Here is a 14606-nt window from a genome sequence, read left to right as displayed (position 1 = left end):
TCCAATGCAATTAAACGTATTCAGTACAGATAGTCAAAAGACCGGCTTCCGCCTGCAATATATGGAAGTGTTCAACTGGGGAACCTTTGATGAACATATTCATACAATTAAGCCAGAAGGGGAGACCAGTCTGCTCACCGGCGCTAATGGCAGTGGCAAGACCACCTTCATCGATGCCCTGCTCACCCTGATGGTGCCGGAAAAGAAATATCGCTTTTATAACCAGAGTAGTGGCAGTGAAAAGAAAGGTGACCGTACCGAAGATTCCTATGTAATGGGAGGTTATGGTATGGTGAACAACGAAGCCACCGGTGTGACCAAAACCCTGTATCTGCGCGAGAACAAAGAAGAAGCCTACAGCATTCTGCTGGCCAGCTTTGCCAACGAAGCAGAGCAATTTGTGACCATCTTCCAGGTGCGTTACTTCGTGAATGGCGACATGCGCAAGATCTTCGGTGTCGCACACAGAGCTATGCACATTGCAGACGATTTCCGTCCATTCGATCTGGGTGGTCAGTGGAAAAAACGTATCGATCAGCTCTTTAATAAAGGAGCGCGTAAACAGGTAGAATGGTTTGACGCCGCCAGCAAATATGCACAGCGACTGGTAGATGCCCTGGGTATGCAGAGCATACAGGCATTACAGCTCTTTAACCAGACGGTAGGTATCAAGGTGTTGGGTAACCTGGATGATTTTATCCGTACCAACATGTTGGAACCACGCAATATGGAAGAGCAGTTTCAGGAATTGAAAAAACACCTGACCACTTTGCTGGATGCGCAACGCAATATCGAAAAGGCAGAAGAACAGATCCGCATGCTGGAACCTATCAGGGAGCACCATGCAAACTTTGCCAACCTTTCTGCAAAGATCTCCGGTTACAAGCAGGACCTGAATACGGCTACCATCTGGAATAGCTTTACCCGTAGCCAGTTGTTGGGACAGGCTTTGCTGGAGAAACGTCTGGAAGTGACCACCCTGCTCCGCAAGATAGAAGAGTCTAAAACACAGATAAATGAACTGCTGGAACAGGAGCGTACGACCCGCAATATGCTGGAACAGAACAAAGCAGGTCAGCGCCTGCAACAACTGGAAAAGACCATCGAAGAACTGCGCCAGAAGAAAGTAGCGGCCGAAGCAAACCTGCAGGAGTTTGTGAACTGGTGCGAAGCACTGCACATAAAGGATAACGAAATCAACGACGAAGCTACCTATACACGTCTCCTGAAAGAAGCCGGCCGTGCCGCGCTGAAACTGGAAACAGAACAGCGCCTCAATGAAGAAGATGAGTACAGCGCCAAGCGTGTAAAGGAAAAAGCGGATGGTGAAAAAGATAGCCTTGAAAAGGAAATTGAACTCCTGCACCAGTCAAAGAACAACATCCCTTCTCACCTGATCCAGTTGCGCAAAGACATGTGCAATTACCTGAAAATAGATGAAGGTGAGATCCTCTTTGCAGGTGAGCTGATACAGGTGAAACCAGAAGAACTGCACTGGCAGCCTGCTATCGAAAAACTGCTGCATTCCTTTGCACTACGCCTGCTGGTGCCGGATAAGCACTACAAAAAGGTGACCAGTTATGTGAACAACAATAACATGCGTACCCGTCTGGTCTACTACCAGATCAAGGAATCTGCACTCACCCTGTATCCGGATGAAAACACCGTCTATGAAAAACTGGATTTCCATCCTGATCACAAACTCACAGAGTGGGTAGAGCAACAGATCATCCAGAACTTTAACTACACCTGTGTAGAAAACGAAAAGTCCCTGCATCGTTATGATATGGCCATTACCATCGAAGGGCTGATCAAGAACAGGGATCGTCATGAAAAGGATGACCGCTCCGGCAGGAATGACGAAGCCCGTTATGTAATGGGGTGGAACAACGACAGGAAAAAAGAAGCATTGATTGCTAAACGTAATAAGCTGAATGAAGCCATTATGTCCAGCACCGAAATATTACAAACCTGCAAAACCCGTTCTGCACGGCTGCAAAAGCAATTCTATGCTGCCGGCCGCTTAAAGGAACACAAGGGGTTTGAAGAGCTGAACATCCCTAAGCTCCAAAAGAACATTCACAAAGCAGAAGAGCAGATCGCTTCCATGCGTGACGAGAATATGGAGCTGGATGCACTGACAGAACAGTTGCAGGATGTAGAAAAACAAAAGCAGCACGTACAGGAATCACAGGCGACCCTGATCAGGAACGAAGCGTTGGCACAACGTACCATCTCTGATATGGAAACAGAGCAGGAAAACCTGCAGGCCCTGTTACAGCACATTACAGATACAGACAAAGACCAGCTGTTGCAATTCCAGCAGCAGCATAGCCAGGAGCTGAGTGAGGTGACGCTGGATAATATCGGTAGCGTGTACAAATCGCTGCGTGATAGTAAAGAACAAAACCTGAAGCAGGCAGAAGATGCCAGCCATAAGGAAGAAGTCTTGCTGAACCGCAGTATCAATCGTCTTAAAAACCCCTCTCCTGAGTTATTAGCGCGTTTTCCCGATTGGAGTGCAGATGTACATGCCATGTCAGAAGAGGCGAAAAATGCGGGCGAATACATCGAATGGCTGGATAAACTGAGCAATGATAACCTGCCCCGTTTCAAAAAGGATTTCGAAAGCTATATCAACGTCACCATCACTTACAAGATCGGTGGGCTGAATGAGGAGATGGAAAAGTGGGAGCGTGATATCACCAACACGATCCATAAGCTGAATCAATCCCTGAGTGGTATCAACTTCAACCGTTTGCCGGATACTTATATCCAGCTGGTGAAGCGACCAGTGCCTACCGGTACAGAAGTAAGGGAATTCAAAAGCCGCTTACTCGATGCCCTGCCACAGGCGGCTAACTGGCAACAGAGCACCTTCGAAGAAAAGGCCACGCACTTCCGTGAAAGGGTGATGCCATTGATCACCGCACTGGATGAAAGTGAAACTTACCGTAACAGGGTGATGGATGCACGTAACTGGTTTGAATTCTGGGCAGATGAAAGGTATCGCAATACCAATGAATCCAAGAAGATCTACCGCCAGATGGGACAATTGTCCGGTGGTGAAAAAGCACAGTTGACTTACACCATTCTTTGTAGTGCCATTGCATACCAGTTTGGTATTACGAGAGAAGGTAAAAATACCCGCAGTCTCCGCTTCATTGCGGTGGATGAGAGCTTCAGTAACCAGGATGAGGAAAAGGCAACTTACCTCATGGAACTCTGTAAGCAGCTGCACTTACAATTGCTGGTGGTAACGCCAAGTGATAAGATTGCCGTGGTACAACAGTTCATTGCCCATGTGCACCTGGTACAAAGAGTGAATAACAGGCACAGTGTGCTCTACAATATGACGGTAAAAGAATTGCAGGATAAGATATCCGATGTAGAAGTTGCCTGATTAATACAAAAATTAGACCTTTTCAGAATTACTTAAAGGGTTACCTACCTCCATCAGGGACCCGAATAAAATATTCATGAAAGAGGGGAATTCTCCAACGGGGAATGAAAACCATTTTCAGAAAAAGAGGCCGTAATCTTAACTCATGATACGGCCTCTTTTTTTATATATTGCAGAAAAATCGAAGAATAGTGATCATATCCGTCGGCATCTGCACCTACAACAGTGAAAAATACCTTCCGGAACAACTGGAAACCATCATTCACCAAACGCTTCGTGTGAATGAGATCGTAGTGATCGACGACGCTTCTACAGATCAGACTACCCGGATATTACATGATTATGCCAGCCGCTATCCGGATCTTTTCCGCATTATCCACAATGAAAAGAACAAAGGTGCGCGTAAGAATTTCGAACGTGCATTGGCAGAGAGCAGGGGAGACATCATCTTTCTGAGTGATCATGATGATTGCTGGTTGCCTGAGAAGGTGGCAAAGGTAGTTGCGCATTTTGCTGCGCATCCGCAGGACAAAGTAGTGTTTACCAATGGAGTGTTCATGGATGAAAACAGTGCCGCATTACCTTCTACCTTGTGGGATGTAGTGGGCTTTACTGCCGAAGTAAGAGCATATGCACAAACAAAAGATGACCTGCTCCGCTACCTGTTGAAACACGGTCGTATTGTAACCGGGGCTACGCTGGCGCTCAAAAAGGAGAGCCTGTCACAGATCCTGCCTTTTCGCCTGATGCACAAGATCTGGCATGATGCGTGGATCGCGCTGGTGGCTGCAAATGCAAAGATGCTGGGATATATAGAAGAGCCATTGATCCGTTACCGTGTGCATAGTAAACAACAGGTAGGGTATGGGTATATGGAAAAAATAGAAAACAATCATCCTGTACCTGTGTTGCAATTGAAAGAGTTAAAAGGAGAGATTGGTGATGAAGAACTGATACAGCTTATACATGTAAGGAGAAAAAGAGTTAGATTAGTCAGGCGTCTTTCGCGCTATATAAAAGTAGATCCTGTGATCAGTACAGAAATACTACAGGAACGTAAGGCATCGGAACAGGCTTTCTCCCGTGCAAAGTCACTGCCGGTGAGATTGCTGGAATCATTCAGGAAAATGTTTAAATAGTTATGATCAGGGCGTACAAGTTATACACAGGCAATGACGGCCATTCTTATGTACAGGTAGGTACAATATCGAATTTGCAGGTAAATCCTGCAGCATCAATTATGTTCAACGAAACACCGGCGCATAGTTTTTATGACTGGCATCCGGCACCCACTACACAGTATGTGATCACGCTTTCAGGGACCTTGTTGTTTGAAACCGGTCCGGGCGAAACCTTCACCCTTCAACCCGGCGATATACTGATAGCTATGGATACGACTGGCAGTGGCCACAAGTGGCAACTGATAGATGATCAGCCATGGAAAAGAGTGTATGTTGCATTTAAAGACGAGGCTGAGATCAACTTCGTGCCGGACGTAGTATAAAAAGAAAAGCAACCCATTACAGGTTGCCTTCTTCTCCACGTACATCTATATAGGATTTAATAACTATCGGCTCATATTATTAGGTCTGGTATACACCAGCTGCATTACATTGATATTCCGCATAGCAAATGCTGCCTCACAATAGCACAGGTAGTAATTCCACTTGCGGATAAATGCAGCACTCATATCAGGCAGCAGGTTTTCATTGAAGGCATCAAACCATGCCTTCAATGTTCTTGCATAGTCAGGACCTAAATCTTTTAGGTCTACCATTGTCATATCTCCGGTTCTGTTCACTGCATTGTTGATAGCTGCTACTGATGGTAACAATGACCCCGGGAAGATATGTTTCTGAATCCAATCCACACCTTTTCTTAAACTATCATACCTTGAATCAGGAGCAGTGATCACCTGTATGGCCAGTATGCCATCTTTCTTCAACAGCTCATGGCATTTTGTAAAGTACATCGGCAGATAATCATGCCCTACAGCTTCCAGCATTTCGATAGATACAATCTTATCAAAGCTGCCTTCCATCATCCTGTAATCTCTTAGCTGGATGTTCACCTTGTCTTGCAGGCCTGCAGCTGAAACTCGCTCTACAGCCAGTTTATACTGCTCCTGGGAAATAGTCAGTGACGTTACTTTACAACCATACGTCTTTGCCATATAAATGGCATTTCCACCCCAGCCACTGCCTATTTCCAGCACATGATCATCCGTTTTTAAATGTAGTTGCTGACACAACCGCTCATACTTTGCCAGCTGTGCTTCTGCCAGCGTCAGATCTTCTTTATAATAATAAGCACTTGAATATGTCATAGTCGGATCCAGGAAGCTGGCAAAGAAATCATTGTCCAGATCATAATGGGCAGAGATATTCTTCCGTGACCCTTTCAGGGTATTCGCTCTCCTGTTATGGTACAATCTATTGAACCAGCTAAACAGGTTAAAAGCAAATTGTTTTGTTTTACTACCTGATAATCCCGGTGTGTTCTCTACATTATGTAACGCCCACTTTATCACGTTCGTGATATTGTCTGTATCCCACAGTCCATCTACATATGCTTCTCCAAATCCTACATCTCCATACAACAGTATCCTGCTGTAAAACGCTGCATCATTGATACGGATATTCGCCCTGATATTACCTTCTCCATTTCCGATAGTGAGCTGTTCACCATCCTGCAAAGTCAGGTGTAGCAATCCCCGGTTCATACCAGCCATCACTTTCAGTACAATATCCTGATAGATACTTTTACTCTTTTTCGCATATGGAAGGGTGGATGTTTGCATGTCAAGTATAAATATGGGAATGCCGTTACCATTAACTGATGTTAATAGTTTTCCCTGTGAGAAAATATAATTATGATTTGTAAGGTCGATAAAGATCACGCTGCAGGTGCTTGTTTGCTGCTTTTGCGTGAAAGGGCAACTTCTTCAACCATAAGCGAAGTGCCTGCCAGTGAATCATCCAGATCACTTTGAACGTAATCAACGGAAAGCTTAAAAAGTAATAGAGCAGCATTCCATCCGTCAGTGGTTTTCTTTCTCCTTTTAGTGTACTGATTAAAAATCGTTCGCCACTCTTATGACAATCATCGATGCGTATATCCAACCGTGCTCCCGGTATACTCAGATCAAAATCAAATTGTGTATCCATGTCGGAGAAAGGAGACACATAAAAGTATTTACCTGTATACAGTCTGAATCCTTTCTGGTTGCGTGTTGTATCGTTCAGTAAATAAGGTTTCAATTCCCCGAATGTATTGCATACTTCTACTACAGAACAAACAGGATGTCCCTGCATATTATAACAGTAATAGAATGAAACAGGATTGAACTGATACCCTAACGTACATAAATTAGTCAGTAGCATGACGCGCCCGATAGGCGTTGTAATGCCCTGCTGTTGCAGGTAAGCAAGGATCTGTTCACGGGTGTTTTGACTATCTGTTATCTGCAAATGATCTTTATCGCGAAAATTAAACAGGTTAAAACGATTCCTGCTCATAAAGCGCAGGTGCCTTGACAGATAATCAACTTCATCCAGATCGATGTAAAACATAAACACCTGGTAATTGAACTGGTGCCGCTTTGGCGACAGCCTGTGGTGCATTACCTGTGCCCTGTATAAACATGAATGAATAGAGGTTCCGCTCATGAAAATATCTACGGAATAAATCGTTATATGGATTAAATGACGCGTCTCTTTAACAAATGAGAACAGAGATTCACCGCGCTGGTAAATGCATCTTCGTGGAATCCATATTTAAAGTAACTACCACAATAGTAAACAGGACCATCGGCATTCAATTGGGGTAAAGCAGACTGGGCTTCAATAGCAGCCAGATCAAATAGCGGATGCTCGTAGTCTATCTCTTTGATGATCTTACTGGCATCCAGCTGTGCATGGGGATTGATAGATACGAAATAGTTTTTCTTGTCGGATACGCCTTGTAGCTTATTCATCCAGTAAATGGTGCTGGGTTGCTCGTTGTCTATACGATAGTTCCAGCTGCTCCACGCCAGCTTTTTAAGTGGCATGGTCTTCTCATCTGTATGTAATACTGCTTTGTTGTATTGATATTTGAAAGCAGAAAGTAGTTGCTGTTCTTTATTAGTTGGTGTGTCCAGCAATGCCAGTGCCTGGTCGCCATGGCAGGCCAGTATCACTCTGTCGTACTCCTTTGCTGTGCCATCTGCAGTATGCACGGTAGCTTTTCCGTCAGGCGTGCGTGTTACTTTTACTGCTTTTCTGTTGGTGTGAATGCGGTTTCTGAAAGGCGCAATTAAGATCTCTCTGTATGACTGACTCCCTTTGTCCAGTGTATACCACTGGTGTTGTGTATGCAGGCCGAGAAAACCATGGTTGTAAAAGAAACGGATGAGTGTCACCGCAGGGAAGTCCAGCATCTGCTGCATAGGGGTAGACCACACAGCGGAGCTCATGGGTACGAGGTATTTCCACAACATGTCTTCACCATAACCACCTTCGCGTATAAATTGGCCGATAGTATGATTCGCATATTTAGGATCATCCAGAATACGTACGCTCTCTTTATTGAAGCGGCCAATCTGCATGAGCATCCTGATGTATGGAGGATTGAAAATGTTTTTGCGCTGTGCAAAGAGATGATTGATACTGGAACCGCTATATTCAAGGCCAGAGGGAACGTGTTGCACACTGAAAGACATGTCAGTCTTTTTCACAGGTGCTTTAATCTGTTCAAACAGTTTACAAAGGTTGGGATACGTCTGGTAATTAAAAACCATAAACCCGGTATCAATGTACACCGGTTTTCCATCTTCATCTACAGTCACAGTGTTTGTATGACCACCTACATAATCGAGTTGTTCATAAAACGTGATGTCGTCAGTAGGGTGTAGAAAATGTCCGCATCCCATGCCGGCTATGCCGGTGCCTATGATTGCTGTTCGTAACATATATTTTGTAAAAATCTTAATACCGAGTAGGTGGATAATTGTCCGCCCGGGCCTTTCAGGTTGTAATCAAACCCGTGTGTGGCCCATGGCAGTGAGAGAAAGAAATGTTTAATACCGTTGTCCTGTAGTTTCTTTTCCAGTCTGATGCTATGTTCATACGCTACGAGTACATCATGTTCACCATGAATGATTAACGTAGGCACTGTGCTTTTATTCACGAATTCAACGGGGGAACTGGCTGCATAATTATTCGGAACAGCGCTGTAAGTGCCACCCAGGTAGTTTTCCATGACCTTTCTGGAATCCATCACCAACGGACTTGCAGGTAGTGAATATCCCCATACCATATCAGCAGGACCATAGAAATCTACTACACCTTTTAAACCCTGCACATGCTGTTTGTAGGCTGCCAGTAGTGCAATCTGTGCACCTGCAGAACGTCCCACCAGTACGAAATTGTTCGTATCAATTCCTAATTCTTCCGCATGTGCGCGCAGGTATTCCATGGCCTGATACACATCTTCTACCGGTGCAGGGCAGATGTTTTGCGGTGCGAGTCTGTAATTGATAGCAGCTACATGATAGCCATGATTCGCCAGATATATATTCAGTTCAGGCAGATCCTGGCTATTCCCACTGCTCCATGATCCGCCATGCACCATTATTATACAAGGATGATTGCCCGGATGTATAGCAGGGTAGAAGTCCAGATGCAGATTGCCACAATAAGGCAGACTTTTATAAGCAACAGGCGCTTCTTTGTAACCGGAGAATATGACAGACAGGTTCAAAGGCGTGGCGTCCGATTGATCGCCAAGGGCCTTGTCCATTGCTTTTGGCAGGTGACTGGCTACATCATATGCTCTAAAGAGCGGCGATAGAAAAAGTACGATGGCAATCAAGCCTAATACTGTTCCAGTTGTAGTGTAGCGTTGCGCCAGGAAACCACTCAATAAAACCACTATCGTAATAGCAATAAAAACCCACGCGAATTCAGCTGCTGCAATAGCGAGCTTCCACAGGTTGTAAGTTGGTGCTTTGATAACTGTGAGTAAAGATGTCAGCAGTAAAAGGATAATTAAAATAAGACGGATCATACAGTGTTTTTTCGAAACAGGTAATGACTGACTATCCATTCATTCCCGTTGTTATAATTCCATAGTTCAGCGCAGGCCATATAGAACAGGCGCCAGTATACCCACCATTTCAGTGCCTGATCCTTTCCGTAGGTAGTTTCGAACAGTGGCATTATTTCCGCTTTATGATCATCCATATTGCGCAACCATGCTTCTGCTGTCTTGCCGTAATGTGTACCTGTTACATGCCAGTGTTTACTGACAGATAGATGTTCGTTAAAGTAGAACATGAGGTCATCGCCCGGCATTATTCCCCCCGTAAAGAAATATTGGCTCATCCAATCGCTTTCATCTTTCACTTCAAACAGGTAAGTATACTCTTTGTGTGTAAAGATATGAATGAACAGCTTTCCGTCTGCTTTTAAAAATAAAGCTACCTTTTTCAGCAATTTTTCATAGTTGCGCATATGTTCAAACATCTCTACAGATACGACTCTGTCGAACTGCTGATCTGTATGAAATACATTCATGTCTGCTGTAATCACCGTGAGGCTGGTGATGCCGCGCGCCGCGGCTTGTGCATCGATGTATTCTTTTTGCGTACGTGAGTTAGATACCACCGTAAACCGGCTCCCGGGAAATTTTGCGGACATAAAGAGAGACAGTGATCCCCATCCGCAACCAAGTTCCAGTACGTTCATATCATTGGTCAGTTCCGCTCTCTGACAGGTTAGTTCCAGCATATCTCTTTCTGCTGTATCCAGCTCCTGCACACCTGGCTGCCAGTATCCGCAGGAATATTTCAGGTGTTTACCTAAGCAATATTGATAAAATGGAGTGGGTACTTCATAGTGTTGTGTATTGGCTTCAGCAGTATTGACGGCAATAGGAGACGCTTTTAGCTGATCGATCAGCGACATGAGGTGTGCCTGTTGTGCTTCTGCATCACCTTTGTTCTCATCGTCCAGTCTTTGCTTCAGCAGTTTTCTGATGCCTTTGCGCAACAATATATCAGGAACAGAATTTTTTTCAATGAGGGTATCGTACCACATGTTGAATATGATTGAAAATGATAAACACAATATGTAAGAACGGAATTTTATTGTCTGGCAGGGAACCAGGGAATGAAGGCGCTGGTGCTGCGCTGATAGGCTTTATAGGCTTCTCCTTTGGAACGCAATGATTGCTCTTCTGTAGCTGGAATGCCTGTCACTTTCAGTAGCAGGTACAGTATGATCAGGGGACTGATCACGCCGAGATATCCATAAGGAGAACCAAGTGCAAAGATGCTGTAAGATACCCACATCATCCATTCGAAAAAGTAATTAGGATGTCTTGAATATCGCCATAGTCCTGTATTGCATACTAATCCTTTATTTTTAATTTTGAATGTATGTAATTGCCTGTCTGCAATAGCTTCGCCTGCTACGCTCATGAACCAGAGTATGATACCCGTATATTCTGCAATGCCTAATGCGCTTTCTTTATTCAGGGCACAGATGATAAATGGTATGGACAACAATACATTTGACAATCCCTGAAACTGGAAGAACCAGAAGAATTTCCTGTCGGCATGTGGCGCCCATTCCTTTCGCAGTTGCTGATAGCGGCCATCTTCGATAGCTAAATGATGAGAGATCCTGATCAGTAAATGTGTGCCGAGTCTGATGCCGGCAATGATCACCATGCCGCAGATCATATACTTACGCAGGGTATAACCATCTGCCAGTAATAGCAATAATATGCCGATGACCGGAAAGTTGTAAGACCAGAATATATCTACTACGCTGGCATTATTGATAGCACGCGCCCATCCCCATACCATGGCCATGATCATTGCACATACCATGATAAGCAGTAAGACGATAGTAAGGTTATCCATGTTGTTTCCCGAATAATTCTTTAAGGCCTTCTCCAGGCGAGAGACGGAAAAGCTGCACAAGCATATATATACAACTGGCAATGCTACCCAGTGTAACTAATAATACAAGCCAGGTTCCTTTGCTGAAGATCGTTTTTTCCTTGTAACAGATCCATACAAAAATGACCAGCACATTGGTATAAAAATCCCAGAGCGTGGCGCGCATCCAGGGTATACCGCCTAAGAAATCCCATTCTTTGAACAGGTTGCTTGCTATACTGGTCGTGATCACCACATAACACATCCAGATCAATAATGCGCTGAATAGTAGTTTTAAAAAAGTGATCATGTGCTGCCGACAGATTTGCTAATGACGGTATGATAACATACGTAAGAATAAATACCTTTGGTTTCACACTACAGGGAATAGTCTGGTTCAGGCTGCTGCCACTCATCAATTAACGATAATTTAGTTTGCCTAATTTCCATAATAGCAGTATCTTTTCTATACCTGTCACTTTTTACAAGGACGAACCCGATCGTAAACTTTGAATTTTAGAGCACTATGGCAGAAAGAAAGACTAATTCGTCTAATTATCAGAATCAATCGTTCCTGGAGAGCAAGTGTCCGTTGAATGAGTTGTTGTTTTCTATGAGCCGTCGCTGGACGACAGATATCTTATTCTGTATAGAAGCAGGCAATAATAGATTTTCAGGAATCAGGGAAGAGCTGACCTACATTACAGATCATATCCTGTCAGACCGGCTAAAAACGCTGGAAAAGACAGGGCTGATCACCCGTCAGCAGTTTCCCGGCATGCCGCCTAAAGTTGTTTACTCACTCACGGAAAATGGAGTAGAACTTTGTGGCTTACTGGAAAAATTGTGTGAATTTTCCAGTATTATCTACGACGAGAAAGCTGTCGCAGTATAGTATTGCCTTGAGCATTTCACGTTGTGAAAAACTCTATATTTTGAGTATCTTACCTGGATACTACCCACACCATGAAGAAACTGACCCAATGGTTTTGCATGTCTGCACTGGTTTTCTCTCAGGCACATGCCCAAACCCCTACTAAAGAAGATCCCCGGTTTGCCGGATTAGACAAAGAATTTAATAGTATCCTTCATACCTGGCATGTAGCCGGTTTCGCTGTAGCCGTAGTAGAGAAGGATAAAATTGTGTATGCCAAAGGCTTTGGTTACCGGGATTATGAGCATAAGTTGCCCGTAACCCCGAATACGCTGTTTGCCATAGGCTCCAACACGAAAGCCTTTACAGCAGGATTGTTGGGCATACTCAGGGGAGAGGGGAAAGTGGACTTTGAACAGCCGGTTCGCCGTTTCCTGCCAGAGCTGGAGTTTGCCACACCTGAACTGAATGAGCAGGTGACTCTCAGAGATATGATGACGCATCGTACCGGCGTGCAACGCTACGACTATTCCTGGTTCGTCTTTCCACCCACAAGCAGGGACTCTCTCTTGTGGCGTATACGTTATTTTCAACCACACACACCTTTGCGCTCCCGGTGGGAGTACAATAACTTTATGTACCTGGCACAGGGCAAAGTGGCAGAGAAGCTGACCGGTAAAAGTTGGGAAGACAATATCCGGCACTACTTTTTTGAGCCACTGGAAATGTCGCATTCCGATTGCTCCGTCACAGAAATGGTGAAGCAGGAGAACGTAGCCTTGCCATATAGCGTAGCCCAGGATAGCATTATCAAAAAACTGAATTACCACAATATCGATGTAATCGCCCCGGCAGGCAGTATCAACAGCAGTGTGCTGGATATGGCGCACTGGGCAAGTATGTGGATCAATGGTGGGAAATACAAAGGGAAAGCCGTGCTGCCTGAACCCTATGTGCGCGAAGCTACAGGTTTGCAGATGGCTATCTGGTACGATCAGCCAGACAAATTACATCCTGACCTGCACTTCAACGGCTATGGGCTGGGGTGGTTTTTACGCTCTTACAGAGGCCACTATCAGGCGGAGCATGGGGGGAATATAGATGGCTTTTCTGCCCTTACCTGTATATTCCCTACAGATAGTATAAGTATCATTGTATTGAGCAATCAGTCGGGTTCTAAAGTACCTGATATCGTGCATAATATCCTTGCAGACAGGGTGCTGAAACTAAGTAAAATAGACTGGAACGGAGAGGCTGATAAGGCAATACATACAAAGAAACCTGTAGCCGATAAAAAGGAGGATACCGTTATTATAAAAGGTACTACCATTATCCGTCCACTCGCGGAGTTGACTGGCACCTATGGCAATAACCTGTATGGTAATTTTGAAGTATTTCAGCAAAATGATTCACTGTTTGCGCGGTTCCCTGTGGAAACGGTGTATTTAAAACATCGTGGGTATGATATATTCGATGCAAACAGTACTACTGATCCCACAGCAGGTAGTATGACTACAATCCATTTCCTCATGGATGATAATGGAGACATCAATAGTCTGAACATGAGACTGGATGATGATACCCCGGCGGTGTTTGCAAAACGTAAATAAATTAAAATAGGATGAATTAAAAATAAATGAAACTTCTTAGAGCTGCATAAATGGAAACCTGGATCCATCAGGTATCCAAATTAAAGGAGCGTGTATCTTTTGTTGATACACGCTCTTTTCTATTGTTTCGCGACGAGTTTAAACTGGATATTCACCTGCGAATTAATCAACTTATCCTGCATGGACTTATCTGCTCTATATGTCATGCCCCACAGTGTTCTGTCAATATTAAAATTCGCTTCCGCCCTGATCACACCTTTTTCTCTTGTAATAAAAGCGGGAAATGAAATGTTCTTTGTTGAATCCTTGATTGTCAGATTTCCCTGCACAGTATAGTTCGCATCTTTCATCAATACCTCATTCCCTACAGAAGGTTTAAAATTGCTCACACCTGTAATCTCAAAAGTTGCCACCGGGTATTTCTCAATATCAAAGAACATAGGTCCTTTCAGCTCTGCTTCCAGCTTATGTTGCAGCATGGAATCAGTAGGTGCCAGATCTTTATCTTCCAGTGTACTCATATTGATTTTAATACTACCACCGGTAACCAGTGTATCCTGTACGTACAATTTGCTTTCCAGCAGTCTGAAAATGCCGGTATGCTTACCCGTAGGCTTTGTACCGATAAATTGCACCACACTTACTGTAGTATCTACATGATATGACCTCCCTTCTCCTTCCTTTACGGACTGGGCATCTTGTATCGTTGCTTTGTCGGCCTTTGGCGCCTGCTCACAGGCTGCCATGAACGTCAGCAAAATGATTGGAACTATATATTTCATAAACTACATT

General features: G+C 44.2%; 13 protein-coding genes. 5 read left to right on the top strand and 8 right to left on the bottom strand.

All coding sequences use genetic code 11. From position 1 onward, the window contains the following. Positions 1-4 precede the first annotated feature (4 nt). The 3 genes from BW716_RS15145 (at position 5) to BW716_RS15135 (ending at position 4907) form a co-directional block, all read left to right on the top strand. A complete protein-coding gene (locus BW716_RS15145; protein WP_083723436.1) occupies positions 5-3403 on the top strand; it encodes an ATP-binding protein in 3399 nt (1132 codons plus the stop codon). Positions 3404-3594: 191 nt separating this feature from the next. Continuing rightward, positions 3595-4542: a glycosyltransferase gene (locus BW716_RS15140; protein WP_179091146.1), complete on the top strand. Its 948-nt coding sequence runs from the start codon at positions 3595-3597 to the stop codon at positions 4540-4542. Between the two features lie 2 nt (positions 4543-4544). Then, on the top strand, positions 4545-4907 hold the full coding sequence (locus BW716_RS15135; RefSeq protein WP_083723432.1) for a hypothetical protein: 363 nt from the start codon (positions 4545-4547) through the stop codon (positions 4905-4907). Between the two features lie 63 nt (positions 4908-4970). Here BW716_RS15135 and BW716_RS15130 read toward each other — a convergent pair whose 3' ends face one another. The 7 genes from BW716_RS15130 to BW716_RS15100 all read right to left on the bottom strand — a co-directional run bounded on the left by BW716_RS15130 (position 4971) and on the right by BW716_RS15100 (position 11640). Continuing rightward, positions 4971-6203: a cyclopropane-fatty-acyl-phospholipid synthase family protein gene (locus BW716_RS15130; protein ID WP_220388764.1), complete on the bottom strand. Its 1233-nt coding sequence runs from the start codon at positions 6201-6203 to the stop codon at positions 4971-4973. A 70-nt stretch (positions 6204-6273) separates the two neighbouring features. After that, the gene (locus tag BW716_RS15125) at positions 6274-7071 is read right to left on the bottom strand and encodes a DUF1365 domain-containing protein (protein ID WP_220388763.1); all 798 of its coding nucleotides are present in this window, start codon (positions 7069-7071) and stop codon (positions 6274-6276) included. Positions 7072-7103: 32 nt separating this feature from the next. After that, positions 7104-8354: an NAD(P)/FAD-dependent oxidoreductase gene (locus tag BW716_RS15120; RefSeq protein ID WP_083723430.1), complete on the bottom strand. Its 1251-nt coding sequence runs from the start codon at positions 8352-8354 to the stop codon at positions 7104-7106. Continuing rightward, positions 8333-9451 (bottom strand): alpha/beta hydrolase, encoded by a 1119-nt coding sequence (locus BW716_RS15115; RefSeq protein WP_083723428.1) that lies wholly within the window; start codon positions 9449-9451, stop codon positions 8333-8335. Before BW716_RS15115 ends, BW716_RS15120 begins: the two co-directional genes overlap by 22 nt. Next, positions 9448-10482 carry a cyclopropane-fatty-acyl-phospholipid synthase family protein gene (locus BW716_RS15110; protein ID WP_083723426.1) on the bottom strand — a complete coding sequence of 345 codons (1035 nt, stop codon included), beginning with the start codon at positions 10480-10482 and terminating at the stop codon, positions 9448-9450. The genes BW716_RS15115 and BW716_RS15110 overlap by 4 nt, the downstream gene beginning before the upstream one ends. A 47-nt stretch (positions 10483-10529) precedes the next feature. Continuing rightward, positions 10530-11312: a DUF1295 domain-containing protein gene (locus BW716_RS15105; RefSeq protein WP_083723424.1), complete on the bottom strand. Its 783-nt coding sequence runs from the start codon at positions 11310-11312 to the stop codon at positions 10530-10532. Further along, a complete protein-coding gene (locus tag BW716_RS15100) occupies positions 11305-11640 on the bottom strand; it encodes a DUF1475 family protein (protein WP_083723422.1) in 336 nt (111 codons plus the stop codon). The genes BW716_RS15105 and BW716_RS15100 overlap by 8 nt, the downstream gene beginning before the upstream one ends. A 216-nt stretch (positions 11641-11856) precedes the next feature. Between BW716_RS15100 and BW716_RS15095 the strand changes: the two genes are divergently transcribed. Beyond that, on the top strand, positions 11857-12225 hold the full coding sequence (locus tag BW716_RS15095; RefSeq protein WP_083723420.1) for a helix-turn-helix domain-containing protein: 369 nt from the start codon (positions 11857-11859) through the stop codon (positions 12223-12225). A 71-nt stretch (positions 12226-12296) separates the two neighbouring features. Beyond that, on the top strand, positions 12297-13814 hold the full coding sequence (locus BW716_RS15090) for a serine hydrolase (RefSeq protein WP_083723418.1): 1518 nt from the start codon (positions 12297-12299) through the stop codon (positions 13812-13814). Between the two features lie 119 nt (positions 13815-13933). Here BW716_RS15090 and BW716_RS15085 read toward each other — a convergent pair whose 3' ends face one another. Further along, entirely contained in the window at positions 13934-14596 is a 663-nt protein-coding gene (locus tag BW716_RS15085; RefSeq protein WP_083723416.1) for a YceI family protein, read from the bottom strand. Positions 14597-14606 lie beyond the last annotated feature (10 nt).

It is taken from the genome of [Flexibacter] sp. ATCC 35208 (assembly GCF_001975825.1).
Lineage (GTDB): Bacteria > Bacteroidota > Bacteroidia > Chitinophagales > Chitinophagaceae > Chitinophaga.
Note: the sequence above shows the minus strand (reverse complement) of the source record. Positions and strands in the feature narration are given on the sequence as shown.

Coding starts and splice junctions, on each gene's coding strand:
- BW716_RS15120 (WP_083723430.1), bottom strand. CDS start 8,354: ATGTTACGAACAGCAATCATAGGCACCGGCATAGCCGGCATGGGATGC.
- BW716_RS15095 (WP_083723420.1), top strand. CDS start 11,857: ATGGCAGAAAGAAAGACTAATTCGTCTAATTATCAGAATCAATCGTTC.
- BW716_RS15090 (WP_083723418.1), top strand. CDS start 12,297: ATGAAGAAACTGACCCAATGGTTTTGCATGTCTGCACTGGTTTTCTCT.
- BW716_RS15105 (WP_083723424.1), bottom strand. CDS start 11,312: ATGGATAACCTTACTATCGTCTTACTGCTTATCATGGTATGTGCAATG.
- BW716_RS15100 (WP_083723422.1), bottom strand. CDS start 11,640: ATGATCACTTTTTTAAAACTACTATTCAGCGCATTATTGATCTGGATG.
- BW716_RS15125 (WP_220388763.1), bottom strand. CDS start 7,071: ATGAGCGGAACCTCTATTCATTCATGTTTATACAGGGCACAGGTAATG.
- BW716_RS15145 (WP_083723436.1), top strand. CDS start 5: ATGCAATTAAACGTATTCAGTACAGATAGTCAAAAGACCGGCTTCCGC.
- BW716_RS15085 (WP_083723416.1), bottom strand. CDS start 14,596: ATGAAATATATAGTTCCAATCATTTTGCTGACGTTCATGGCAGCCTGT.
- BW716_RS15135 (WP_083723432.1), top strand. CDS start 4,545: ATGATCAGGGCGTACAAGTTATACACAGGCAATGACGGCCATTCTTAT.
- BW716_RS15115 (WP_083723428.1), bottom strand. CDS start 9,451: ATGATCCGTCTTATTTTAATTATCCTTTTACTGCTGACATCTTTACTC.
- BW716_RS15130 (WP_220388764.1), bottom strand. CDS start 6,203: ATGCAAACATCCACCCTTCCATATGCGAAAAAGAGTAAAAGTATCTAT.
- BW716_RS15110 (WP_083723426.1), bottom strand. CDS start 10,482: ATGTGGTACGATACCCTCATTGAAAAAAATTCTGTTCCTGATATATTG.